This window comes from Scytonema millei VB511283, assembly GCF_000817735.3.
GTDB lineage: Bacteria > Cyanobacteriota > Cyanobacteriia > Cyanobacteriales > Chroococcidiopsidaceae > Chroococcidiopsis > Chroococcidiopsis millei_B.
In genome coordinates this window covers 345,632-371,371 of record NZ_JTJC03000017.1, presented here as the reverse complement: position 1 = coordinate 371,371, position 25,740 = coordinate 345,632, and the positions used below count along the sequence as shown (strand labels likewise).

25 protein-coding genes are annotated in these 25,740 nt (G+C 45.8%); 12 read left to right on the top strand and 13 right to left on the bottom strand.

Annotated features, from left to right (window positions below; translation table 11 throughout):
* The first annotated feature begins 825 nt into the window (after nucleotides 1-825).
* Complete coding sequence (gene upp / locus QH73_RS27250) at nucleotides 826-1,461, top strand: uracil phosphoribosyltransferase (RefSeq protein ID WP_039713625.1); 636 nt, start codon at nucleotides 826-828, stop codon at nucleotides 1,459-1,461.
* A 68-nt stretch (nucleotides 1,462-1,529) separates the two neighbouring features.
* Here the strand turns inward: upp and QH73_RS27245 are convergent, their stop codons facing one another.
* Entirely contained in the window at nucleotides 1,530-2,459 is a 930-nt protein-coding gene (locus QH73_RS27245; RefSeq protein WP_039713626.1) for an ABC transporter permease, read from the bottom strand.
* A gap of 3 nt (nucleotides 2,460-2,462) precedes the next feature.
* Here QH73_RS27245 and QH73_RS27240 point away from each other — a divergent pair, with 3 nt between their 5' ends.
* On the top strand, nucleotides 2,463-2,687 hold the full coding sequence (locus QH73_RS27240) for a hypothetical protein (RefSeq protein WP_132867294.1): 225 nt from the start codon (nucleotides 2,463-2,465) through the stop codon (nucleotides 2,685-2,687).
* Here QH73_RS27240 and QH73_RS27235 read toward each other — a convergent pair.
* From QH73_RS27235 to QH73_RS27225, 3 genes are all read right to left on the bottom strand, one after another.
* A complete protein-coding gene (locus tag QH73_RS27235; RefSeq protein WP_015156789.1) occupies nucleotides 2,684-3,229 on the bottom strand; it encodes a superoxide dismutase family protein in 546 nt (181 codons plus the stop codon). The genes QH73_RS27240 and QH73_RS27235 overlap by 4 nt on opposite strands.
* A 335-nt stretch (nucleotides 3,230-3,564) precedes the next feature.
* Nucleotides 3,565-3,981 (bottom strand): hypothetical protein, encoded by a 417-nt coding sequence (locus QH73_RS27230; RefSeq protein ID WP_015156788.1) that lies wholly within the window; start codon nucleotides 3,979-3,981, stop codon nucleotides 3,565-3,567.
* Nucleotides 3,982-4,035: 54 nt separating this feature from the next.
* The gene (locus QH73_RS27225) at nucleotides 4,036-4,923 is read right to left on the bottom strand and encodes a M48 family metalloprotease (protein ID WP_039713627.1); all 888 of its coding nucleotides are present in this window, start codon (nucleotides 4,921-4,923) and stop codon (nucleotides 4,036-4,038) included.
* Between the two features lie 464 nt (nucleotides 4,924-5,387).
* On the opposite strand from QH73_RS27225, the gene crcB reads away from it, so the two are divergent.
* The 3 genes from crcB to QH73_RS27210 all read left to right on the top strand — a co-directional run bounded on the left by crcB (nucleotide 5,388) and on the right by QH73_RS27210 (nucleotide 7,865).
* Nucleotides 5,388-5,819, top strand: a complete 432-nt coding sequence (gene crcB / locus QH73_RS27220; protein ID WP_039713628.1) for a fluoride efflux transporter CrcB — start codon at nucleotides 5,388-5,390, stop codon at nucleotides 5,817-5,819.
* Nucleotides 5,820-6,102: 283 nt separating this feature from the next.
* On the top strand, nucleotides 6,103-6,723 hold the full coding sequence (nadD, locus tag QH73_RS27215) for a nicotinate (nicotinamide) nucleotide adenylyltransferase (protein ID WP_039713629.1): 621 nt from the start codon (nucleotides 6,103-6,105) through the stop codon (nucleotides 6,721-6,723).
* A gap of 128 nt (nucleotides 6,724-6,851) precedes the next feature.
* Nucleotides 6,852-7,865: a type I glyceraldehyde-3-phosphate dehydrogenase gene (locus QH73_RS27210; protein WP_015156647.1), complete on the top strand. Its 1,014-nt coding sequence runs from the start codon at nucleotides 6,852-6,854 to the stop codon at nucleotides 7,863-7,865.
* Between the two features lie 39 nt (nucleotides 7,866-7,904).
* Here QH73_RS27210 and thiL read toward each other — a convergent pair whose 3' ends face one another.
* From thiL to glnA, 5 genes are all read right to left on the bottom strand, one after another.
* Complete coding sequence (gene thiL, locus QH73_RS27205; RefSeq protein ID WP_309476540.1) at nucleotides 7,905-8,948, bottom strand: thiamine-phosphate kinase; 1,044 nt, start codon at nucleotides 8,946-8,948, stop codon at nucleotides 7,905-7,907.
* 127 nt (nucleotides 8,949-9,075) lie between these two features.
* Complete coding sequence (locus tag QH73_RS27200) at nucleotides 9,076-9,756, bottom strand: lipoate--protein ligase family protein (protein ID WP_132867328.1); 681 nt, start codon at nucleotides 9,754-9,756, stop codon at nucleotides 9,076-9,078.
* Between the two features lie 123 nt (nucleotides 9,757-9,879).
* Nucleotides 9,880-10,371, bottom strand: a complete 492-nt coding sequence (locus QH73_RS27195; RefSeq protein ID WP_039713631.1) for a YbjN domain-containing protein — start codon at nucleotides 10,369-10,371, stop codon at nucleotides 9,880-9,882.
* Nucleotides 10,372-10,514: 143 nt separating this feature from the next.
* Nucleotides 10,515-11,570, bottom strand: a complete 1,056-nt coding sequence (locus QH73_RS27190) for a class I SAM-dependent methyltransferase (RefSeq protein WP_039713632.1) — start codon at nucleotides 11,568-11,570, stop codon at nucleotides 10,515-10,517.
* Between the two features lie 315 nt (nucleotides 11,571-11,885).
* Nucleotides 11,886-13,307: a type I glutamate--ammonia ligase gene (gene glnA, locus QH73_RS27185; RefSeq protein ID WP_039713633.1), complete on the bottom strand. Its 1,422-nt coding sequence runs from the start codon at nucleotides 13,305-13,307 to the stop codon at nucleotides 11,886-11,888.
* Nucleotides 13,308-13,687: 380 nt separating this feature from the next.
* Here glnA and apcB point away from each other — a divergent pair, with 380 nt between their 5' ends.
* Complete coding sequence (gene apcB, locus QH73_RS27180) at nucleotides 13,688-14,197, top strand: allophycocyanin subunit beta (protein WP_039713634.1); 510 nt, start codon at nucleotides 13,688-13,690, stop codon at nucleotides 14,195-14,197.
* 91 nt (nucleotides 14,198-14,288) lie between these two features.
* On the opposite strand, the gene QH73_RS27175 is transcribed toward apcB, so the two are convergent.
* Nucleotides 14,289-15,251, bottom strand: coding sequence for a sugar-binding transcriptional regulator (locus tag QH73_RS27175; protein ID WP_039713635.1), 963 nt, complete (start codon nucleotides 15,249-15,251; stop codon nucleotides 14,289-14,291).
* 254 nt (nucleotides 15,252-15,505) lie between these two features.
* Complete coding sequence (locus QH73_RS27170) at nucleotides 15,506-16,309, bottom strand: SDR family NAD(P)-dependent oxidoreductase (protein WP_039713636.1); 804 nt, start codon at nucleotides 16,307-16,309, stop codon at nucleotides 15,506-15,508.
* Nucleotides 16,310-16,465: 156 nt separating this feature from the next.
* On the opposite strand from QH73_RS27170, the gene QH73_RS27165 reads away from it, so the two are divergent.
* From QH73_RS27165 to QH73_RS27140, 6 genes are all read left to right on the top strand, one after another.
* A complete protein-coding gene (locus tag QH73_RS27165) occupies nucleotides 16,466-17,815 on the top strand; it encodes an ABC transporter substrate-binding protein (protein WP_039713637.1) in 1,350 nt (449 codons plus the stop codon).
* Between the two features lie 194 nt (nucleotides 17,816-18,009).
* Nucleotides 18,010-18,930: a carbohydrate ABC transporter permease gene (locus QH73_RS27160; protein ID WP_039713638.1), complete on the top strand. Its 921-nt coding sequence runs from the start codon at nucleotides 18,010-18,012 to the stop codon at nucleotides 18,928-18,930.
* Between the two features lies 1 nt (nucleotide 18,931).
* Entirely contained in the window at nucleotides 18,932-19,753 is an 822-nt protein-coding gene (locus tag QH73_RS27155; RefSeq protein ID WP_039713639.1) for a carbohydrate ABC transporter permease, read from the top strand.
* A gap of 118 nt (nucleotides 19,754-19,871) precedes the next feature.
* Entirely contained in the window at nucleotides 19,872-21,017 is a 1,146-nt protein-coding gene (locus tag QH73_RS27150; protein WP_039713640.1) for an ABC transporter ATP-binding protein, read from the top strand.
* Nucleotides 20,974-22,467: a mannitol dehydrogenase family protein gene (locus QH73_RS27145; protein ID WP_201278363.1), complete on the top strand. Its 1,494-nt coding sequence runs from the start codon at nucleotides 20,974-20,976 to the stop codon at nucleotides 22,465-22,467. The genes QH73_RS27150 and QH73_RS27145 overlap by 44 nt, the downstream gene beginning before the upstream one ends.
* A 114-nt stretch (nucleotides 22,468-22,581) precedes the next feature.
* Nucleotides 22,582-23,664, top strand: coding sequence for a fatty acid desaturase family protein (locus tag QH73_RS27140; protein WP_201278362.1), 1,083 nt, complete (start codon nucleotides 22,582-22,584; stop codon nucleotides 23,662-23,664).
* A 217-nt stretch (nucleotides 23,665-23,881) separates the two neighbouring features.
* Here the strand turns inward: QH73_RS27140 and QH73_RS27135 are convergent, their stop codons facing one another.
* Entirely contained in the window at nucleotides 23,882-24,652 is a 771-nt protein-coding gene (locus tag QH73_RS27135; protein ID WP_039713643.1) for an MBL fold metallo-hydrolase, read from the bottom strand.
* A gap of 11 nt (nucleotides 24,653-24,663) precedes the next feature.
* On the bottom strand, nucleotides 24,664-25,680 hold the full coding sequence (locus QH73_RS27130) for an ABC transporter substrate-binding protein (RefSeq protein WP_039713644.1): 1,017 nt from the start codon (nucleotides 25,678-25,680) through the stop codon (nucleotides 24,664-24,666).
* Nucleotides 25,681-25,740 lie beyond the last annotated feature (60 nt).

Here is a 25,740-nt window from a genome sequence, read left to right as displayed (position 1 = left end):
TGTGACTAATAGAGTGAGTTCCTAGCCAGCAAGGCATTAAACTTTACATTTGGAAGTCTTGTTAACGTTCTCCCCATGCGTGTCATGACCCTAGCTAGCTTGTCATCAGTACGAACTTCCACCCATATACTGTGAGTAGCGGTTCAGTTACCCAATGGACACTTATGAACCTCTATTTATTTCTCAAGTCTCAGTACAAATATCGTGCAATAATTTATATTAATTTACATTTGCTCTCAATGGTAGGATATTTTTTAGAAATGATTGGATAAATTACTAATATAATATCAAGTAACGATGCATTAAACATACCAATTTGTCAAGATTCAATGTTGAATTTTGTCTTAAATCATTTCTTTTTCGTCTAGCTTGAAAAGATCCTGTATTTTTAGCTACAGCAGAAATATTTTTTGATGCATCGTTTTAGTAAAGCCGCGAAATGTTTTAGAAGGAGATTTTAGAAAGGCGATTTGAAGGGTCTTATGAGTCAGCTAGTGTCTAAGTTTCATGCTCAACAAAGTAGAGATACTTTAGCTAGTAATTGCTATATAGCGATTCTATTTGAGTCATGAACCGATCTTTGTGGTGGTTGACGGTTAACAGTTGACAGTTAACCGTCAACCGTCAACCAGCAATATCCCAGATTCACAAATCATTTAGGCTCGCTATATAACTGACTATTGCTCGATTGAGATTGACAAATAACTCGCGAGCGATTCTGTTGCTCTAATAGTGAATCATTTCCAGAAACCACAGTATATGAGGAAACTTGCTCTATTTTCGCAAGCTATTTTTAGAAGTATTTAGATCTATTATTGCTCCAATATGCAAGCCGAAATTCATGTTATCGATCATCCATTAATCCAACACAAACTGACGCTGATGCGGAAAGCCGAAACTAGTACGGCAAAATTTCGCGCGTTGTTGAAAGAAATCAGCTTGTTACTAGCTTACGAAGTAACGCGGGATCTACCTCTAAAAACCGAACAGATCGATACACCAATTGCCTCTACAAACGCGCCAATGCTAGCTCCCGATAAAAAGCTAGTGATAGTATCGATTTTACGGGCAGGGCAGGGAATTTTGGATGGAATGTTAGAGTTGATGCCTTCCGCACGGGTAGGACACATAGGCTTGTATCGCGACCCCAAAACTTTAACAGCGATTGAGTATTATTTCAAAGTTCCCGATGAGGTGGAAAAACGAGATGTCTTAATTGTCGATCCAATGCTGGCAACTGGAAATTCGGCTATAGCTGCCGTGGATCGCCTCAAAGCGATTAACCCTTACTCCTTAAAATTTGTCTGTTTGCTAGCTGCACCCGAAGGAATTGAACATTTTCATTCTCAACATCCTGACGTACCAATTTATACCGCTGCAATTGACGATCGCTTAGATGAACACGGTTATATCGTTCCTGGCTTAGGAGATGCAGGCGATCGCTTATTTGGCACGAGATGAAGTCGTAGGTCATAAGTCTTAAGCCGGAATTAACTGATAACTGATAACTGATAACTGATAACTGACAACTACTCGCTTTTTTCCTTGAGATAGGGAAGACCTAAAGCGGCTGGGGGAGAGGATTTTCCGGCTAAGCCGACCAGGGCGAGAAGGGCGATCGCGTAAGGTAGCATGACTAAAAATTGATAGGGAATATTAACACCCAGAGCTTGAATGCGAAGTTGGAGAGCTTCGGTAGCGCCAAATAGCAAGCAAGCCAAAGTAGTACCGATGGGATGCCATTTACCAAAAATCAGAGCGGCGATCGCAATAAAACCTTTACCAGCACTCATCCCCTCGGCAAAAAACTTTACCTGTACTAAACTTAAGTATGCTCCTCCCAACCCCGCCAAACAACCGCTGAGAATGACGCTGAAATAACGCACCAATAGTACGGAAACTCCAGCCGTATTCGCAGCACGGGGATATTCTCCTACAGCACGGAGGGTTAAGCCAGGATGAGTGTAAAACAATAAGTAATTTGTAAATCCAACCAGAAAAATTAGCAAATATACCAGAATATTTTGCGCGAATAATAGAGAACCTATTATGGGAATATTGACTAACCCAGGAATGGCGATCGCCTCAATACCTGGTAATTTCTGCGCACCACCGCTAAAGATCAGCCGCGCCAGAAAAGATGTCAAGCCAGCAGCAACTAAATTAATTGCCAACCCAGAAACTAACTGATCGACACGCCAAGACACGCTCAGTAGTGCGTGCAGTAGCCCTACCATACCTCCAGCTAGAATAGCCGCTAATACGCCCAGCCAAACGTTGTTACTGTAAAATGTTGCAGCCGCGCTAGCAAAAGCACCAGTAAGCAACATACCTTCTAAGCCAATGTTTAATACGCCAGATCTCTCTGAATAAAGACCCCCTAAAGCTGCAAACGCTAGCGGTACGGCAAGACGCACGCTAGCAGCTAGATAATCGGCAAAGAAAGATTCATTAGTCATTTGTTGTCAGTTGTCAGTTGCCAGTTATCAGGGAGCAAGGAGCAGGGAGCAGAGAGCAGGGGAAGAGAGCTGAGGGAGCTGAGGGAGCAGCTCAAAATTCACGCATTCACGCATTCACGCATTCAAAACTTCCCCACACCCCGCACCCCACACCCTCTTTACGACTTACGACTTACGACTTCTGACTTATTCCTTGCCAATTATCTGCTGAAGAATCGAGAAGTTTAGCTTTGTTCGATCGCGCCACAGGCAAGCCGACCGCCGCCCGATTGTGCTGCCGTGCCTCCAGATATCATTAAATCGGGTAATTGGTGAACGATGATAGCGCTGCTATCTTCATCAAATAGAGAGACAGGGCTTTCGTAAAGGGTAATACGACTTGTAGCAGTTATCAGTCTGCCCTCACCTTTTTGATTAATATCTATATTTGGTAAATCTCCTAAATGATAAGGGTGGTTTTCTTGAACAGGTAAGGAGCTACCGAATGGTCCTGGGTCGAAATGTCCGCCAGCAGTACTAAATCGGGGTTCTGCTCCTTCATCACAAATAGCTTTTTCGTGGAAGTGAATGCCGTGTAATCCCGGCGTGAGAACGCTAGGATCTCCTTTAAGAGAAAGATCGACAAGAGTAACTCCATTACTAATTTGTCGTAGCTTTAATTCTCCAGCAATATCGGGACCGAAGATGGTTGCTTTAGCAGTGATGGGGCGAGAATCCTGAGCAAAACTTCCTTTAGAGGCAATGGCAAGGACAAACATTGACACAGCCATCGCGATTAGTACAACCCTAAATCCGAATTTTCTCATATAAATTAGATCTCAAAACAGCACGAAGGAAGCTGCTGAAGGCGAGTTTCAACAGCTATGGCAGATTTTTAGCGATCGCAAAAAGTCAATCGAATTTGAGAAACTCGATACTTTAAAAAGTACTACAAGGCTGGTACGAGTTTTTACGAAGATTTTTTGAAGATTGTCAGCAAATTTAGATAAGCAAGTTAAACATCGATCTCTGCCGATCTGACCAACAGAAAACAGGAGAGTCGCGATCGCCACTCTCCTGCTCTAAAACATTGCTGTTTTAAACTTGACACTATTTCATCAAATAACTAGCGGTTAGAACCACGAGGAGCAGTAAAGGCATCCCAAGCGGCTTTAGCTGCATCTGCCAGCCGATCGCCAAATTCGTGTATTTCTCTGGCAATCGATTCCCAGTTCTTCTCGGCTTCTTGCTTAAGGTGTTCGTAGGAGTTTTCTAGGCGATCTCTTTCGATCAAAGGCTGATTCCGTTCTACAAACTCCCTTGCCTTACGTACAGCTTCTATATACGTTTCGCGAGTGAAAGAACCGGCAGATTGTGCCTCTAGTTGAGCGCGGGTTCTAATTGCTTCAATCAAGGCTTTTGTTTCGTTTTTAATTTCATCGCTTTCCCCAGGCATTTGCTCGTCAACAAGAGCGCTGCTATCTTGGGGAATGATTTCGATTTTCACGGAGTTGTCTTCTTGATTGCCAATTTCATTAGTCATGGTTCGATCTCCTAAATGAGTAACTAGCGATCTTTTGCTTGCTTTAACTGATGACTACTGACCAAAGGAAAACTTAGTAGACTGCGGTAACTCTCTTTCCAATTTTAAAAGTTGCTCGATCCGCGCCTCAGTTGATGGGTGGCTGGAAAACAATCCACTCATGAATTGTCCCGAAAAAGCATTAACAATCAGTAGCGGTTCAAAAGCAGGATTACCCACCATCGGTGACTGTCTAGCAACACTTTCTAACCGCTGTAGCGCTCTCGCCAAAGCGCGAGGATTACCAGTCATCCGTGCCGAACCAGCATCAGCAGAGAATTCTCGCGTCCGCGAAATAGCGAGTTGAATAATTGTTGCTGCCACAGGCGCAAGTATAACTGTCAGTAATATTCCAATCGGGTTGACACCACCGCGATTATCTCTAGATGTTGGTGCAGAGAACCACAGACCATAGCTAGCCATTTGAGCCAGGAAAGAAATGGCTCCCGCAATCGTCGCTGCAACTGCTTGCGTCAGGGTGTCGCGATTTGCAACATGAGTCAATTCATGAGCAATGACACCTTCTAATTCATCTTCAGGCAGTAATTCTAAAATTCCTTCCGTTACAGCAACAGCTGCGTGTTCGGGGTCGCGTCCGGTTGCAAAAGCATTCGCTGCACGCGAGGGAATGAGGTACAGAGCAGGCATCGGCAATTTAGCGCGATCGCACAACCGTTTTACCATCTGATATAGTCCTGGTGCTTGCTGGGGACTAATCGGTCGGGCGCGATAAGCTGCCAGTGCGATCTTATCCGACTGATACCAAGATACTAGATTAGTAATTGCAGCAATGACAATACCGGTTATAACACCAGCGCTACCACCAAGAATCCAGTAGCTAATTGCAATTAATAAACCACTTAATAACCCTAGCAGTGCAACTGTTCTGAACTGATTGTGCATATATTTTCTCCTTGTAATGCTGTTATTAATGCTGAATTTGTATAGCAACAACATTACTCAAAGCGCACTCTAATTGTATCGACCTTGATTCAGATTTAGGAGGCAGATAACCTCCCCCTTGAGTACGGATCTACTCACCTTTATGAGGGGTGAGAGAACATTATCGTGTCATGCCACAATTTTTTCTCAAGAAAATTACTGAATTGCAACTATCTATACAGATTTTGAATCTATCGGTAGTAATAAATGTGGAGGCTGCTTGAGAATCAAACGTTAAAAAAGACTATTTTAAGAATATTTGATAACTATTTGATAACTAGAACACAAAAATATTGGTATTCACAACTGTTGCGATCGAGAACTACTGACTGCGATCGCTGTAGTAGCGAGCGATCGCTTGTAGATGAGAGATAATTTTATAGTAAGGTGAGCAATGCCCATCTTACTACCAACTGCTCATTATTATGAGTTGGAAACATTTAATACAACTTTTAGCACTGCAACAGCCAGCAATTCGCAATCCGATTGCGATTAGTTTTGGTGCGATCGCTGGAGCTTTGAGTCGCTATTATCTGACTTTATGGTTTGTGCAACGCTTCGGCACGAGTTTCCCCTACGGAACTTTTTTCATCAACCTCACAGGTTGTTTTGCGATGGGGTTTTTCACTACCCTTGCTTTAGAAAGGGCAATCGCGATTTCTCCAGAAGTCAGATTATTAATTGCAGTAGGTTTTTTAGGCTCCTACACCACCTTTTCCACCTATGGCTTAGATACGGTAGCATTAGCAAGAAACCATCAATTTGCAACTGCTAGCCTCTATTGGTTAGGTAGCGCACTACTTGGGGTTGTCTGCGTACAGCTAGGAGCTACGCTAGCGCAACTGGCGATCGAGTGACTAGTCGCCAGCCACTAGTGATGAGTAGACTTGAGCGTAAATAGAGCTACCATACGATTTCACAAGTATTGCCCAACTCAAACAGCGTATGGCTTGAGTTGATTGATGATTTCAACTGCACAATGGCACAACCCTTCAACTGGACTGATGAAGGAAAAGTCCTAAAACGGTGAGCCAAAGGGTAGGCTAACTCACGCCCAAGTCTACTAGTAGCTGGTGTCTAGAAAAGATTCCAGCTACTGGTTCCACCAGCTACTAGCTACTCACAAATGACAAATGACCAATGACAAATGACAAAATAGGCATTTTCGGCGGTACTTTCGATCCGGTACATTGGGGACACTTGTTGGTTGCTGAGAGTGCTTGCAGTCAAGTTGGATTAGAACAGGTAATTTGGGTAGTCAATTCTCGCCCACACTACAAACAATCGACACCATTTCAGCATCGGTGGGAAATGGTACGACAGGCGATCGCAGATCGTCATGATTGGGAAATCGCACCCCCATCGGATACATTTATGAAAGCTACCTATGCCAACCAAACTTTGCAGGCACTGCAAGCAAATTACCCTGATGGTCGTTGGTACTGGATTTTAGGCTTAGACACGTTTCTCACCTTACCCCGTTGGTATCATCGCCAGGAAATCGCCCCTGTTTGTGAGTGGTTAGTCGCTCCGCGTCCGCTCGTTGAATCAGAAAGTCCCCCAATTCAGGTATTATGCGATCGGGTAGCACAACAGTTAGCCACTGAATCAATGCACGTTCGCTGGCAAATTATCAATCTACCTTTGGTAGGAATTTCGGCAAGCTTAGTTAGGCAATACTGCCGCGATCGCCGTTCGATCCGCTACTTCGTTCCTGAAGCAGTGAGGAAATACATCGTCGCAAATCAGTTGTACGTCTAACGATCCCAATGATTTGTGTGGTTTTTCTGTCAATGTCACTGAAGCTAGTTTAGAATAGAGCGCCCTTTGCGATATGATCGATTGTCAATAATAGGTATTTTATTCACTACACCAGAGGGCAAGACGCTGTGATTAGAGTTGCAATCAATGGTTTTGGGCGGATCGGACGTAACTTCATGCGTTGCTGGCTTCTGAGAGACAGCAGTGATATCGAAATAGTCGCGATCAACGATACTTCCGATCCGAAGACCAACGCTCATCTGCTGAAGTATGACACCATGTTGGGGACTTTAAAAGGCATCGACATCAGCGCAGATGAAAATTCGATTATCGTCAAGGGTAAGACGGTTAAATGCACCTCCGATCGCAATCCAGAGAACTTGCCTTGGAAAGACTGGGATATCGATCTCATTATCGAATCGACAGGTGTATTCACCAGTCGCGAAGGGGCAACCAAACACTTGAACGCTGGTGCAAAGAAGGTGTTGATCACGGCTCCAGGTAAAAATGATGATGGTACGTTTGTCTATGGCGTAAACCATCACGAGTACGCGCATGAAACGCACACAATCATAAGTAATGCTAGCTGTACCACGAACTGCTTAGCGCCCATCGTCAAAGTGCTGCATGAAAAATTCGGCATCATCAAAGGCACGATGACCACCACCCACAGCTACACTGGGGATCAAAGATTACTCGATGCCAGCCACCGCGATGTCAGACGGGCAAGAGCCGCAGCTATGAACATCGTTCCTACATCTACTGGTGCTGCTAAAGCAGTGGCTTTAGTACTACCAGACTTGAAAGGTAAGCTGAACGGTGTTGCTTTGCGCGTTCCTACTCCCAACGTCTCGATGGTAGACTTGGTTGCTCAGGTTGAAAAACCAACCTTTGCTGAAGAAGTCAATTCCACATTGAAGGAAGCTGCTGAAGGCTCCCTCAAGGGCATTCTAGAATATAGCGATCTACCTCTAGTATCCTCGGATTACCAAGGTCATGATGCTTCTTCCATCGTTGATGCTAGCTTGACGCTTGTTATGGGCAACGACCTAGTTAAAGTCATGGCTTGGTATGACAACGAATGGGGCTACAGCCAACGGGTATTAGATCTGGCTGAGTTAGTTGCTAGAGATTGGAAATAATAAATGGTTGACAGCTAACAGTTGACGGTTAACTGTCAACTAAAAGTGTTGAAACCCCCGATCGCGGCTGAGAATCCGGTCGGGGTTTTTGTTAGTGCGATCGCCTAGTATAATTGCCGATTCTGCGGTAATTTCGCCGATAATTGCCGCACCTTCACCCAAATGTTCGATCGGGGCTTCAGCTAGTTGTTGAGGTAGACACAGAACTAACTCAAAATCTTCGCCGCCATACAAAGCCCATTCTACAGCCTGTTCTGCGGTCACTAAATTAGACAAAGCTGGAGGAATTGGAATTCGATCGCGATCGATCCTCGCACCAACATTACTCATTGCGCAAATCTGGACGATCGCATCGGCTAAACCATCGCTGCTGTCCATGCCAGAAATGGGAAATTCGGAATTCGGAATTCGGAATTCGGAATTAAATGCTCTCTTTGCCTTCCCTACATCTCCTGCTAAAATTTCTTGCAGAATAGGTAAAACATCTAAACGGGGTTTGGGGCGTTGGTGCGCTTGGATGAGAAAGGCGCGATCGCGATCGCTCAGATTTTGCCCAATTTCTGGATGCAGGAGCAATTCTAGCCCAGCACGAGAAGCGCCATGAAAGCCTGTAATTGCGATCGCATCTCCAACTTGCGCTGTATGGCGATAAATCGTTTGGTTTGGCTCCACTTCGCCAAAAGCTGTAATCGCAACTGTAATAACTGGAGAACGACAGACATCTCCCCCTACAATTGGAGTCTGATGTAGTTTCAAACATTCATCCATACCTTTGTAGAGGCGTTCTACCCACTCCACAGAAACCTCACCAGGTAATCCCAAGGCGACGGTAATTCCAAGCGGTGTAGCCCCCATTGCAGCTAAGTCAGACAGGTTAGCCGCAGCCGATCGCCACCCCACATCTTCTGGATTCGTGGTAGCATCGCTAAAATGTACCCCATCCACTAACATATCTGTCGTTACCACCAGAGATTTTTCTGGCGATGTTGTGATTACGGCAGCATCGTCACCGATGATTTCTGTCGGACAAAAACGCTGCAACCGCTCTAATAAACCTTGTTCGCCAATATCTTTAACTTTCACAAAAAATCGTCGGGGAAGAGAGCAGGGGGGCAGGGGAGCAGGGGAGCAGGGGAGAATTAATGACTCGCGCACCACGCACCACGCTTGACTGATAACTGATAACTGATAACTGATAACTGATAACTGATTAATCGCAATCCAAATATACTTTTTCCCATTCTCGATCGGATAGCGGTTGTACGACGAATTCAGCCTGAAAATAACTTTTGGCAGATGCAACTAAGGCATTCATAACTGTTCTGACTAACTCTTCCTTGTGTAGATTCAGAGGTAGTTTTACTGGAGCAAAAACATCTTTACCAAATACTTGAGCAAACAACTCCTCATCTGGCTCCAACCGCATCGAACCATGTTGAAGAATAACATTACCGCGCCTTAGTTGAGCGCTACCAATTAATTTTGTCCCATCTGCCAAAACTAGATCCGCTCCTGTTGCCGTACCAAAGCAGTTAGGGTTATGAATGTATCCTCGTCCAACCGTACCGTAGTGTAACTGAATGCCTAGCGATCGCCACCCCTGAATCAGAAATTCACAAATTTGTTGGTATACCTGAGTGCGACTCCCAGATAATCCAGAAATCACCACAGCATAGGTTAAATCGCCTTGATGTAAAACTGCCCTACCTCCCGTTGGACGGCGTACCAAATCGATCGCCCTACCATGCCAAATTAAATTTTGCCAGCGATCGGGATACTGATGTTGATGGTATCCAAGAGAAATTGCTGGCGGCGACCAACTGTAAAACCTTAATGTAGCAGGCATTAGACCTAACTGATGCTGCTCGACCAGATAGCGATCGATCGCCATCTGGACTGTTCCTGGTGCTTCTAGGTGAGGAATTAACCGCCAAAAGTTAAAAGTCAAAAGTTAAAAGTCAAAAGTAATTCTCCCTACTCCCTGCTCCCTTTCTTCACTGATAACTGATAACTGTCAAGCAAATTCTTGTTGTAAAGCTTCGTCATTATCATCGGCGATCGTAGCTACGACTGTAATCAGGCGGGATACTTCGCCAGCAGAAAGTTCTGCCACAGTGCGGGTAGACAAGACCACAATTTGCTCGTCAAAAATACCGAAACTGGCTTCAAATGTATCAGACCAGTTCATTTCTAGTAACCGTCGCATTAAGCCAGCATCGTTTTTGGTTGGTAGTTTTAAGATCGTAGACCAAACTTTGAATGTATCTTCGTCGGTTTGTCCGGTTAGTTGCACGAAGACTTCAACGCTACCATACTTAAACTTCCATAAATAGCTATTCTGACTATGGCTGACCATTGCACTTTCATCTTGCTGCAAGCTAGCAATGACAGTTTCAATCACTTCTACGTGGTTAGTGCCAGTACCTTCAACTAACTCTTCGAGGATTTCTTCGTTAGACATAGATTCAGTTGCCACCGTTGCCGGATCGGGTCGATCGCTCGTCATAGAAATGCCTTCTAACAGCTTTGAGGTCTCCTAGACCCAATTTATCGCTTTTAGGCATAGTAATTGCCTGTCTTTAGCAATAAATCTTAATTTATCTTCTCGTTCAAAGGCGGTAGCGATGCCACCGCCTTTGAACGCAATTTTTACACTGGTTTACGTGCTACCAACACCTTACTCATGTATTGGACTTCAGTAGTGACATTCTCAAAACCTGCCTTTTCTAGACGCTCTACCAAGTCATCTGTCATGTAATGTCTGTAGTATGGCTCGTGGAAGGTTTCGTAGAAGCCTGTCATGGCTGGCTCTAGTTCTGGAGAGTCGCTCATCTGAATTGAGTCGCAGATGATAAACTTACCACCTGGCTTGGTGACTCGGAAAGCTTCCTCAATGACTTGCTGCCGTGCGACTGCTGGTAGTTCGTGGAATAAGAATACGCTGGTCGTAGCGTGGAAGTAGTTATCCATGTATGGCAACTCTTCAGCATTAGCTTGCAGCAGTTGCGGTAGTTCCCCAGGAATTTGAGACAACATCTGATTGGCTTTGCGCAAATAGGCTGGGGATAAATCCGTACCGAACAACGCTGCTTTGGGTAAAGCGGCGCGAATCATTTTTAGCGTGCGACCAGTACCGCAGGCAATATCGAGAACCTTAATTTGGCTAGCGGGTACATCATCAAAAGCACTCAATCCTTGCTGCAAGGGTGTGAGAATCCGCCGCCGCATGGCATCAGCCGAACCGCCAAATAAAATTTCCACTTGTAAATCGTAGAGATTGGCTGATAAATCGCTTAAATAGCCACCCGTTTGATGATGAAAATTTTGCAGGTAGTAGTTGGGATAGCCAGCGGTGTCTAAATTGGGGTCAAAATCTTGGTAGTTTTTTTGTTTAGCTCTTTCCCAGATTTGCGGCAAATCGAACCATACAGCCGGATAGTAGAGGAAAAACTCATCCCAAGGGTTATCGAACAGTATATTGTGGGGATATACTTTTGCCTCGGCATCTTGCCAGTCTACTTCTAACAGACGTTCGTAACGCTGGTGAATTTTCTGTAGCACGTCTAGAGGCAAAGGCTTGGACTTGCGATCGCTCGGCGAAACGAGACTCATCAACCGCGTGCTGAGTATCTTGTGAGCGAGTCCAAAGTAATTTTTGCTCTGCTGAAAAGTTTGATATGTCAGTTTTGTTAAAGTGTCAGCCATAGGTAGTTGCTGGAATCGTTGTTGAGTCGGTCTTTACCTAATCTTTAATTTATTGTAAATAAGTGTAACGAGAAATTCCTAAATCTTTCGATAGGTCTGGAGATTTTTGGCGAAAAATTTTTGGACGCTGGTAAGGTGCATTTGCCGCATGAAAAAAGCCACCTGCAATTTGGTGGCTGAAAACTCATTTAGCGATAGTAAGGCGTTACAGCAGAGAGCGGATAGATGAGGACATTTCAATTGTCTACAAGCAATAGTAGCCAAGTCTTTTTCCTCTGCTCCCTGCTCTCTGCTCCCTGCTATACATGTAACGTTCTAGCAATCGTAGTAGAGGGCAAATTCATAAGGATGGGGACGCAAACGCATCGGGTTAACTTCGTTATCAAGCTTGTAAGCAATCCAGGTTTGGAGGAAATCTTCCGTGAATACCCCAGTTGTCGTTAAGAATTCATGATCTTTTTCCAGTGCTTCTAGAGCGTCTTCTAATGAGCCTGGAGTCGAAGGAATCTTGCTTAACTCTTCTGGAGACAAGTCGTAGATATCCACGTCTAAGGGTTCGCCAGGGTCGATCTGATTCTTAATCCCGTCCAATCCAGCGCAAAGCATAGCAGCAAAGGCTAAATAGGGGTTAGCGGTTGCATCTGGACAACGGAATTCTAGTCGCTTAGCTTTAGGATTGGGTCCAGATAGCGGAATGCGGATGGAAGCAGAGCGGTTACCTTGAGAATAGGCAAGGTTTACAGGCGCTTCAAACCCAGGGACTAAGCGCTTGTAAGAGTTAGTCGTGGGATTAGTTAAAGCTAAAAGTGCAGGAGCGTGCTTGAGGATACCACCAATGTAATGCAGCCCCATTTCGCTTAAACCAGCATACTTATCACCTGCAAACAAAGGCTGCCCATCTTTCCAAATTGATTGGTGGGTGTGCATCCCAGAGCCATTGTCGTTGAACACTGGCTTTGGCATAAAGGTGATAGTTTTGCCATACTTTCTGGCAACATTTTTGATGACGTACTTATAAATCATCAAATTATCAGCCGACCTGATCATAGTATCGAAGCGGATACCAAGTTCGCACTGTCCACCGCTTGCGACTTCATGGTGGTGCTTTTCAATCGGTACTCCACACTTAGCCATTGTCAGCAACATCTCAGTCCGCATATCCTGAGAGGTATCTGTTGGTGCAACTGGGAAATATCCCTCTTTGTAGCGGGGTTTGTAGCCCAGGTTACCACCCTCTTCTTTTCTACCTGTGTTCCAACGCCCTTCAATGGAATCTACGTGGTAGTAACCTTCGTGTTGATTTTGGTCGAAGCGGACATCATCAAAAATGAAAAACTCGGCTTCTGGACCAAAAAAGGCTGTGTCACCAATGCCTGTGGAGATTAGGTAGTCTAGGGCTTTTTGAGCGATAGAGCGAGGATCGCGGGCGTAAGGCTCTCCTGTACGAGGTTCAATAATGCTACAGATTAGGCTTAGAGTCGGTTCTGCCATAAATGGATCGATCCAAGCGGTTTTTGGATCGGGAACCATTGCCATATCTGATTCATTAATGGCTTTCCAACCGCGAATACTAGAACCATCGAAGGCTACGCCGTCGGTAAAGCTGCTTTCTTCAATTTGGTTTTGGTATACCGTTAAATGCTGCCAAATTCCAGGCGTGTCAATGAATTTTAGATCGATGACTTGAATGTTCTGGTCTTGAATCATCTTCAAGACTTCTTGTGCGGTTTCGGGCATGGTGACTCCTTAATCTGCCAATGACTGAATGGAACTATTGCACTCTCAGCTGCACTCTCAGCTTGCTGCCGCGATGTGGTTCACTGGAAGCCAGATCTTGCCACATTTGAATCATCCTAGAAAGAGAGTGAAGGCAATTTTGTAGTTTAAATGACAAAACGTCTGTCTGGAGGCTTATATTAGTTATTCCTTAACAAGCTGTATCAATTGGGACGCATGGATGGTTTCTCATCGGGGTCAAATTTAGCTTAAAATCCTTAAAGAGCAATGGTTTGCTTGTAGGCTTTCAAGCGTGAGGTGGCACGGTCAGTTATTAACAAGTGCAATTCCTTAGCTCAACAATATCAAACCACAGATAGGAAAATTCGGAGAGCAATCAAATGCGGGACGCAATAACAAGCTTAATTGGAACTTACGACGTGGCAGGACGATACTTCGATCGCACTGCCCTAGAACGGCTTAAGTCTTACTTTGACACTGGAACGGCACGGGTTCAAGCAGCTGCAACAGTCAACTCAAATGCTGCGTCAATTGTCAAGCAGGCTGGTTCGCAATTATTTGCCGAACAACCAGAATTGATTCGTCCTGGTGGTAATGCCTATACAACGCGGCGCTATGCTGCTTGTTTGAGAGATATGGATTATTACCTACGTTACGCGACTTACGCACTGGTAGCTGGCAACATGGACGTGTTAGACGAGCGCGTACTACAAGGCTTGCGGGAGACTTATAATTCTCTGGGTGTACCAATTGGTCCTACCGTGCGCGGTATCCAAATGATGAAGGATCTTGTGAAGGCACAAGTAGCAGCAGCTGGTGTGGAAAATACAGCTTTTATCGATGAACCGTTCGATCACATGACTCGCGAGTTGAGCGAACGGGATATTTAGTTATTGGTAGTTGGTGGTTGGCAGTTGGTAGTTGGTTGGGCGATCGCGTTCTGTTCAAATTATGAAGGCGATCGCTCTTTTACTAGCCTATTCAGATTTTGTCAAGAATCGCTTGAGCGGCTGCTTCATCGATAATTAACCCTGTAATTAACTTGCCGCGTAAAGCAGCTAAAATAGCTTCTGCTTTTTTCACGCCGCCTGCTACACCAATTACAAGCCTTTGTGCTGGTTGTTCGAGCGGTACGCTGGCGACACGGCTATTTGTTCCCTGTTGCAGCAAAACTCCGTGGCGATCGTACGCCCAGCCTGCAATCTCCCCCACTGCCCCCAGTTCGACTAATTCAGCTATCTCGTCATCGTTAATAAAGCCATTTTGATGTAATGGGGCATTCCAAACAATCTGACCGATACCGACAAACGTTGCCTTGGCTTGCTCGGCAAGAGTTTTGACGGCGATGAACGATCGCTGCGTTTGCAATAGTTCTCGTTCCTCAACACTAGTCGCTACCACCGGAGTCGGGACTGGATAGGCTTGCGAACCGACGCGATCCGATAAATGCATCACGACTTCATGCCGACCTGCCCGTCCGTAGTGAGACATATTGCCAATAATCGAGACAATTTTATGCTGCGGTTGATCCATTGACGGGATCTGCTCCACCATCGATCGCAATGTTCGCCCTGAAGTAAATGCCAATACTGTGGGGGTTTTTGCCACAAGATACGTCTCTAAACAGCTAGCAGCACACATGCCGATACCATTGAATGTATCGCCACTGCCCGCGTCATTCGGTACGACTTCGCAAAGCGATAAATCGAATTTGTCGCGTAGCGCTTCAGCCAGAGCAATACATTCACTCAAGGGATGATCGAGCCGAAATTTAATCAGCTTTTCACTCACTGCCAGCGCAATCAGGCGTTGTGCCGCTTGCCGAGACACACTGAGCTTTGCCGCGATTTCTTCTTGGGTATTGCCAGCTATGTAATAGAGCCATGCGGCATGAGCTGCCAGATCTAACTTGCGATCGCGTCGCTCCGAACCAGTTTCTCGCATATCATACCTTCAGGATCTACAGATCTCCCAAAAGGAAGATTGTATTTTTGAGCATATGCCCAAAGAAAAGCATTTTGCTCAATTCTTTACAAATTATTAAAAGTGGTAATTGGTAATGGGTAATTGCTTATCAGTTGACGGTTGACAGTTGACGGTTAACCGGTCACTGGTCAGGAGTCACTGGTCAGGAGTCACTGGTCACTGGTCAGGAGTCACTGGTCACTGGTCAGGAGTCACTGGTCAGGAGTCACTGGTCATTGTCCGCCCGTAATCTCCAAGTTAAACCCAGTAATATAGCTAGCTTCTTCACTCATGAGAAACGCCACGCTATTAGCAACCTCTTCTAAGCTTCCCAAACGGCGCATCGGGACTGAATCGATCATTTGTTGCTCGACGACTTTGGGTTCTGAACTAAAGTATTGAGATCCCACAGCTGCCTGTAATTCTGTTTGTCGCGTCCACATCATGCCAGGACCGATTAACGCTGGAGAAAGAGCGTTGACTCTAATACCATAAGGAGCGAGATCCTTTGCTGCTGTCTGAGTCATACCGATAACTGCAAACTTAGAAGCAGCGTAAGCCAGCATATTCGGTGGACCCACTACCCCTGCATAACTTGCCATATTTACAATTGCCCCGCCGCCAGATTCGCGCATATGTTGTGCGGCGGCTTTGAGAACGTGAAAAACGCCGACAACATTGATGTCAATGACTTTTTGAAAGTCATCTTCTGGATACTCATCAGTTTTGGCAAATAAACCTTGATAGCCTGCATTATTAAAAACATAGTCGATCCGCCCCAACTGCTCTACAGCACCAGCAAAAGCTTTGGCGACATCTTCAGAGGTTGTCACATCACAGCCAAATGTGGCGACTGGAACATTGTACTCTGCTAATTCTCGCGCCACATCTGCCATCTTTGTTTCGTTTAAATCCAAGAGTGCTACACCTGCACCATTAGCAGCAAAACGAAGTGCGGTCGCTTTGCCAATGTCTCCTGCACCGCCTGTAATCAGGATAGTCTTACCTGCAAAGTCATAGGTGGCTTTTGCTGTCATTGGTTCTACCTATTGTTGAAGAATTATTGCAAATACTCATTGACTTCTCATTTTTTAAATCGAGCCGAGTACGATCTCTATTATTGAGCTTTTGCCCAAAACAAGAGCATAAAATCAAAATTTCATTTAATTTTTTAACATCAAAGGAGTTATGCGGTGCGTATCCCCCGCTTCGCTAAAGTACTGGTTGCATTCCTGACTGGGTTGATGCTGGTGCAACTGCTACACGCTTGTTCGTCATCATCAGCTGCCGAGAAAACTAGATTGACGATCGCCACTGTCAACAACGGCGATATGGTAGTCATGCAGGGGCTTTCTCGCCAGTTCGAGCAAGAAAACCCCAATATCGAACTCAGGTGGGTAGTGCTGGAAGAAAACGTGTTGCGCCAACGCACGACTACGGATGTTGCCAGCCAGGGAGGACAATTTGATGTCTTGACAATCGGTTCTTATGAAACACCGATTTGGGCGAGACGAGGTTGGCTGACACCATTGAATAGCCTACCTGCTGGCTATGACGTAAACGATCTGCTAAAACCAATCCGAGAAGGGCTTTCCCACGATGGCACGCTCTACGCGCTGCCGTTCTATGGAGAAAGTTCGATGCTGTACTACCGCAAAGACTTGTTTGCCAAAGCAGGAATTAACGTTCCCGAACAACCAACCTACGCTCAGATCGCACAGTGGGCGAGTAAAGTCCACGATCCGGCAAATGGAGTATACGGCGTTTGCCTGCGAGGAAAACCTGGCTGGGGCGAAAACATGGCATTTCTGTCTACGTTAGTCAACACCTCCGGTGGAAGATGGTTTGACATGAAGTGGCAACCTCAGATCGATACTCCAGCCTGGAAAGAGGCAGTAGGATTTTACGTCGAGCTGCTACAAAAATATGGTCCCCCAGGAGCCAGTTCCAACGGATTCAATGAGAATCTAGCGTTATTCTCAACAGGTAAATGCGGCATGTGGGTAGATGCAACCGTTGCAGCGGGGCTGTTATCAAATCCCGAAGAATCCCAAGTGGCTGACAAAGTTGGCTTTGCCCGTGCGCCAATTGAAGAATATCCTAACGGCTCAAACTGGCTATGGGCTTGGGCGTTAGCGATTCCTCAAACCTCAAAATCTCCCGCAGAAGCGCAAAAGTTCATCGCCTGGGCAACATCCAAGGAATACATTCAATTAGTTGCAAACAAAAATGGCTGGGTTGCCGTACCAGCAGGGACGAGAACTTCCACCTACAACAACCCTAACTATCAAAAAGCCGCACCGTTTGCTCAGATCGTCTTGAACTCAATCCAATCTGCCGATATTACCCATCCCTCTAAAGAACCGACTCCTTACAAGGGAGTGCAATATGTGGACATTCCAGAATTTCAGGCGATCGGCGCTTCAGTTGGACAAACCATCGCCGCCGCACTGACCAATAACATCTCGGTAGACCAAGCATTGCAACAATCGCAAAGTACAACCGAACGGTTCATGAAACACACCGGATACATCAATCAGTGACCAGTGACCAGTGACCAGTTAATTCCAATTTTTGACTTCTGACTCCTGTACGGGCGGGTTTACCAATCGTGTTTGATTCTGACCAGTATTTCGGGTGAACCCGCACGGACACTTTACTCAACGGGGGGAACCCCCGCACGTAAGTGTCCTCCCCTACAATTTTTGACTTTTGACTTTTGAATTTTGATTTACTTATGTCTTCCTCATTAGCTGTAAAGCCTCAACAGGCAACGCCACCACCCGCCAAACGTTCCAAGCGACAGACATCGACCTTACCTTTAGTTGCGCCTTCGGTCGTTGTCCTGTTGCTATGGATGATTGTGCCTCTGGCGATGACCGTATGGTTCTCCTTTCAGCGGTATAACCTGCTGAATCCAGATGCCCGCAGATTCATTGGGATAGAAAACTTTACCTTCATCCTCACCGATCCGGCATTATGGACGGCGATCGCCACTACTCTAATTTTGGTTGCCTCCGTATTAGCAATTACGATCGCCATCGGTACGTTACTCGCGGTCTTATTTGACCAAGACTTTCCTGGTCGCGGGATTGCGCGGGTATTGGCAATCTCGCCATTCTTCGTCATGCCTACAGTCAGCGCCCTGATCTGGAAAAATATGTTGATGCATCCAGTCAACGGACTGTTTGCTCAAATTACCAGAGGATTAGGATTAGGGGCGATCGATTGGTTTGCAGATTTTCCCCTGCTGGCGATTATCATCATTGTTTCGTGGGAATGGCTGCCCTTTGCGCTGCTGATTTTATTAACGGCAATCCAGTCTTTAGACCGCGAACAGCTAGAAGCGGCGCGCATGGATGGAGCAAATGCGATCGCCTTATTTCGTTTCGTTATGCTACCGCATTTGAGTCGCGCTATTGCTGTAGTCGCTGCGATCGAAACGATTTTCTTCCTGACCATCTTTGCCGAAATTTTCGTGACTACTGGTGGTGGACCTGGACTGGCAACTACCAACCTTGCCTATTATATTTTCCTGAAAGCTTTGCTGGAATTTGATGTTGGCGGTGCTTCAGCGGGTGGATTAATTGCCGTCATCCTTGCCAACATCGTCGCGATCTTTTTGATGCGTAGCGTTGCTCGTAATTTGGATACCTAAAATGGCACGTAAAAATTCTCGTCTCTGGCTGTGGACATTGCTAGGATGGCTAGCCGCTGCCATCTTGTTTTTCCCGATTTTCTGGATGTTTATTACCAGTTTCAAAACCGAAGTGGCAGCAGTTTCAACTCCGCCTCAATTATTTTTCCAACCAACATTAGAAAACTACGTTGCCATCCAAGATCGGGCAGATTATTTCAACTATGCGTTTAACAGCATAGCAGTTTCGCTCGGATCGACAATCCTGGCGCTGCTGCTTGCCATTCCCGCCGCATATGCAATGGCATTCTTCCCCACCAAGCGCACCAAAGGAACCTTACTGTGGATGCTGTCTACTAAAATGCTGCCACCCGTAGGCGTATTAGTCCCGATCTACATTTTGTGTCGCAACTTGGGATTGTTAGATACCCGCATCGGTTTGATTATCATTTATACCCTGATTAACTTACCGATCGTCGTCTGGATGATCTACAGCTTCTTCAAAGAAGTCCCCAAAGACATTCTCGAAGCCGATCGCATGGATGGAGCAAACACTCGCCAAGAATTACTTCACGTCTTGCTACCCCTAGCATTACCTGGAATTGCCTCCACCGCACTGCTCTCAATCATTTTGTCGTGGAACGAAGCCTTCTGGAGCTTAAACCTGACAACAGCCGACGCAGCCCCACTCACCGCATTTATTGCCTCCTTTTCCAGTCCGCAAGGGCTATTCTGGGCAAAACTCTCCGCCGCATCAACACTGGCGATCGCCCCCATCCTGATCTTTGGTTGGCTAAGTCAGCGACAACTAGTACGCGGTCTGACCTTTGGAGCAGTGAAATAAGAATTCGGAATTCGGAATTAATCGCTCGCGCACCACGCAACTACCAACTACCAACTACCAACTACCAACTACCAACTACCAACTACCAACTACCAACTACCAACTACCAAAAAAAATTATGTCAACACTCACTTTAAGAAACATTTATAAACGGTATGCCGATACTGAGGTTATCAAAGGCATCGATCTTGATATAGGCGATCGCGAATTTGTTGTCTTTGTCGGTCCCTCCGGTTGTGGCAAATCAACTTTGTTGCGGGCGATCGCGGGACTGGAAGAAATTACCTCTGGCGATTTACTCATTGATGGCGTAAGAGTGAATGACGTGCCACCAGATAAACGCGGGTTGGCAATGGTGTTTCAAACCTATGCCTTGTATCCCCACATGACGGTAGCGGAGAATATGGCGTTTAGCCTTCGTCTTGCGGGTGTTCCCAAGGCTCAGCGACTTGAAAGGGCGAAAGAAGTTGCCCGTATCCTGCAATTAGAACCGCTATTAAATCGGAAACCCAGAGAACTATCGGGAGGACAACGCCAACGGGTAGCGATCGGTCGGGCTTTGGTGCGCAAACCTAAAGTCTTTTTGTTTGACGAGCCGCTGTCAAACTTGGATGCAGCCTTGCGCGTACAGATGCGGATCGAACTTGCCAGCCTACATGATACTTTGCAAGCCACGATGATTTACGTGACGCACGATCAAGTGGAGGCGATGACACTAGCTGACAAAATTGTAGTGTTGCAGGGTGGCATTGTCGAGCAAGTCGGATCGCCGTTGGAACTGTACCACCATCCCCGCAATTTATTTGTGGCTGGGTTTATCGGTTCGCCCAAAATGAATTTTCTTTCAGTGACGGTGACGGCTGTAAATAATTCTGGGACAACAGTTGCACTACCTGGTGACGCAACAGTCACAATTCCCGTCCAACCTGGATTGTCAGTGGGCGATCGCGCCACGTTGGGAATTCGTCCCGAACATTTGCGACTCGATCGCCATAACGCTACGCTCAACGGTGAAGTGCTTGTTGTAGAACGATTGGGTGGAGAAACTTTTCTCTACGTCAAGATTGCGGGTGGCGACACCTTAATTGTCCAAACAGACGGAGATAATCCCAGCCGGATGCACGATCTCGCACCGCTCCAGATTAACGGCGATCTCTGTCATTTATTTAACCAGCAAGGTGAAGCCATTCCTAAAGTCCGTCGCCACCATCTAACTTCTAATGAATTCCATGAACAGCAATATCAGCACAGGCTCAACAATTAAGCTGAATGAAGCTTCTTTATCTCGTTTACCAAACAACATCCGCGTTCCCAATTACGATCGCCACCAAATAATTAATGGCATTGTCCATATTGGCGTAGGTGGATTCCATCGAGCGCATCAGGCGTTGTATCTTGACAACTATTTACAGCAATCTCGCGATCGCGAATGGGGGATCTGTGGAGTGGGACTGCTGGAATTCGATCGCCGAATGCGCGATGCTCTGCATTCCCAAGATTGTTTGTATACTTTGGTGGAACGCTCAACCGAAGGGGATTCAGCGCGGGTTATTGGCTCGATTACGCGATATCTCTTTGCCCCAGATAATCGCGCCTGCGTTATTGACGTACTGGCAGATCCTCACTGTCGAATTGTGACGCTAACGATTACGGAAGCAGGCTACTACTACATCGAGGGTAGCGGCGAATTTGATGCCAACCATCCGACAATTCAGCACGATTTGCAACATCCGCATGAGCCAATCGGAGTCTACGGCTTTTTGACAGCAGCACTCGATAAGCGCCGTCAACAAGGATTACAACCATTTACGGTACTATCCTGCGACAACTTACAAGGCAACGGTAACATCGCCCGTAAAATGTTAACTGCCTTTGCTCAAATGCAAAATCCCGAGTTAGGAAAATGGATGAGCGATCGCGTCACCTTTCCTAACTGCATGGTCGATCGCATTACTCCCGCAACGACAGCAGCCGATCTCAAAATGGTGGCGGAGCAATTTCAGATTGATGATGCCTTTCCAGTGGTAGCAGAACCATTTCTTCAGTGGGTTGTTGAGGATAACTTTTGTGCGGGTAGACCCGATCTAGAATCTGTGGGCGTACAAATGACCGATGACGTTCATCCCTATGAGATGATGAAGATTCGGTTACTCAACGCCAGCCACCTGCTAATTGGCTATCTCGGCACTCTAGCAGGCTATACCTACGTACATGAGGTCATGGCAGATCCGGCAATCCGGCAAGCTGTCGATCGCTTGATGGCAGAAGTTACGCCAACGCTGCAACCCTTACCAGGAATCGATTTAGACGATTACAAACAAACGTTAATTCAACGATTTGCCAATCCAAAGATCCAAGATCGATTGCCGCGCCTATGCCTCAATAGTGCTGCTAAGATGCCAAAATTTATCCTCGGTTCGTTGCGTGACGCACTCAGGCAGGATGGGGCGATCGATTATCTGAGTCTGACAATTGCTGCTTGGTTCCGTTACCTCAAGGGACAGGACGATCGCGGCAATCCAATTGAGATTGATGACCCAATGGCAGATATTTTGACACAACGCGCCCGTTCTAGTGGCTCCGATCCTAGACCGTTGCTGAGTCTAGCTGAGATTTTTGGCGACTTGTCGCGATCGTCGCGTTTTGTGGAGACAGTTAGCAAGCATTTACACAACTTGGATGAGTTTGGAGCCAAAGGAACGCTAGCGAGATAGCGATCGCTTCCTACTGTTCTCTTTTTCCAACTAACTGTATTTTTCACAACATATTTCATGCATGGACACCCGTATGCTGAATCCGAGGTTAGATTCGGAAATCCATTTAGTGATATGACTACGGCAGCTACCCCAGATGCAAGTTTCTATATCAACGATCGCAACTACTGGATTAACGGCGCGGCGCTAGTCTATGTCTTAGGAGGATATAGCTTTGCCATCTTCTGCATCGTGCAGCATTCGTGGTGGTTAAACCTCTTGGGTACGGTGTTATTAACCCATACACTAATTTGGGCAGCATACTTCGTCCATGAATTTATTCATGGCAACATTTTTCGTAATCCGCGCTGGAATGTCGCATTTGCGCAGGTAATGTTGTTTCTGACAGGTTCTTGCTACAGTCGTTATCGCGATGTTGCTAGCAACCATTTAGCCCATCATAAAAACAGGGCTGACTTCTCTGCCTTTTCCCTACCAGATTTCCTACAAACTGCACCAAAGCCGATAGTACGCCTAATTGTGGCACTGGAATGGCTCTATTTTCCTGCCGTTAACTTTTTGTTGCGTTGGTTCAATGCCCTTTCTCCATTTTTAGGACAACAGCGCCGAGATGAACGAGTGCGTAACGGCTTGCTATTATTACTACGAGGAAGTTTATTTACAGCTTTAGCAATCTATTCTCCCCCTGCCATTGTTCTTTACTTTTTCGCCTATATCTGCTTTATCAATATCCTCAGATTTATCGACTGCTTTCAACACACATACACAGTCTTTCAGCTAGGTCAATCTTTCCCGCAATACAATTTGGAACATGAGGAAGCGAATACTTTCTCTAACCTCATTTCTCTGCGTTGGTCTTGGTTGAATGTCTTGCTGCTAAACTTTGGCTATCACAACGCCCATCATCGAGTTATCCGTTGTCCTTGGTATCTTTTGCCTAAATTAGATGCCGAATTGTATCCCAGCAATTATCGCCAGTACGTGACGCTACCTCAACTCATCGCTAACTACCATCGCTTTCGGATTCATCGCTTATTCCACGGTCAAGGAACGGTTGTGGATACCGAAACGGGACTGAATTTAGATAACTTTGTCGGGGCAGTTGGAGTATCTTTTTTATTCTCGCGGGAGCCGATAGACTGGTTGAAGCTTGCTACTAGTCCCAGTGATGGCGCGTTTAGCGTTCGCGAAGTGTAGCGCAGATAAGACTCGATCCACCCAACCCCCGATCTTCGGGGGGCAATATTCCCCCCTTTTTAAGGGGAGGACACTTACGTGGGCGGGTTTCCCGACTTGAGGAGCGAGTGCGTTGCGGGGGTATCCCCCGTTGTAGCAACTCGCGTTAAAGTGTCCGTGGGCTAGGGGGGATCTTCGAGGATCTAATACTTTTAACAGAACCGGATTGGGCAATGCCCTACACTTGAGTTTCCGAAGGACATCCTGGTTTGCGCCTTGCTGCTAAATACTCGGCGATAATTTGCTGATATCTTGCTTTCCCAAAAATCGTGTAGTGACCGGGATAAACTGTTTCTATTGGGAGTTTTTCTAATCGTTCGTAGGTAGCGATATAAGTAGGGATATCACTGCAATGAAGTTCGTCTAACAACTCGCCATCATAAATCACATCTCCTGAAAACAAATCTTGCGCTCTAGGTTCATATAAAGCAATACAGCCGGGAGAATGTCCAGGCAAATGCAGCACCTCGAAGGCGCGATCGCCTAAATCTAATACGTCTCCTTCTTGTAAAATTTGTGTAGGTTCTGTGGCATTTAAAGTATATGTTTCGACTGTAAATCCAGGGTAAGGCAGCAAGTCGAAATGTTCTTCTAACACCCAGCCTTGTGTTGGCGTACACAACGCCTCATAGTCGTCTCCCTTGCGTAATGCTTCAGCTTCGGCTGCATGAATGGCGCGGTGGTCAAATTCATGCATCCCACCTGCATGATCGAAGTGAATGTGAGAGGCGATCGCCAACAATGGTTTATCAATTAAACTAGCAATGTATTGCCGCAAACTCGCAACCCCTAGCCCAGTATCGATCAAAAGATCGCGATCGCGACCTTTAATTAACCAAAGATTTGCCCGATTCCACCAATAGTAATGCGGTTCGCTAATTAGGTAGAGGTTGTCACTAATTTTTTGTGTGGAGAACCAGGTTTGACAAACAGCTTTGGAGTCCGTCACAATGACAACCTTTAGGTAGACTTGACTATAGAATCATCGTACAAAGATTTCAGCTCAAGCGGTTTAGGAACTATTTTAAAGTCATAAGCAGCTTTTGCCGTCAGCTCGAAATTTTCCATTGCGTTGTTGGGATGATTTAAGTTAAATGCAATTGACTTATTGCCATCTAGATCGAAAATCCTAACTCCTGCAATTTGTTGTTTTGCTTCCTCTGGCGTGACTCCTAACTTTTGGGCTGCAATTTTGATTGCTTCTTCATCGCCAGAATTGACTAACTTAACACCTTTATCAATTGCCCGCAAGTAAGCCTGAAGATCTGCCCTGCGGCTTTCAATCAGTTTTTGTCTTACGACTAATACATCAGCAATTAAATTCGTACCTTTGGTAGTAAAAATAATTTTTCCTCCACTTTCCTTGGCTGCTTTAGTTAACCAGGGTTCGTAAGATACGGCAGCATCAACACGTTTGGCAGCAAATGCCGCTGCTGCATCTGCGGCAGTTAAATCTTTTGTAGTTACATCTTGTTCGGTCAATCCGCCTTTTTCTAAGTAGCTGCGTAATAAAACATTTTCAAATAATATATTTTCTCTAGCAACGGTTTTCCCTTTCATATCTTTAGGGCTATTGAGGTTATGCCCTAAAATACCATCCGATCCATCTGAATAATCGACAACATAGAACATCCGAATTGATGGATCTTTACTAATCATTTGTACTGCATCTCCTGATGTTACCCAGCCTACGTCAACTTTTCCAGCTAGGAATGCAGTAATACCTTCTGTTGCACTCTGAAAGAAAGTTTCTTGAACTTTGATTCCTGCTTGACTAAAAAAGTCTTTTTGCAGTGCAACATAGTGACCTGAATATCCGGGCCAAGGATTAATACCGGAAATCAATACTTGAGGTTGAGGCGCAGGAGATGAGGGGGAAGAAGATGAAGTGGTTGAATTTTGAGGAGAACAAGCAACAGCCCATAACAAAGATACCAAAACTAGCACAATCAAACGTCTTGCAGGAAATTTAACCATTACTTACACTCTAATTTCTGATAGTCGATAGGGGCGGGTTTAGAAACCCACCCGTACAGG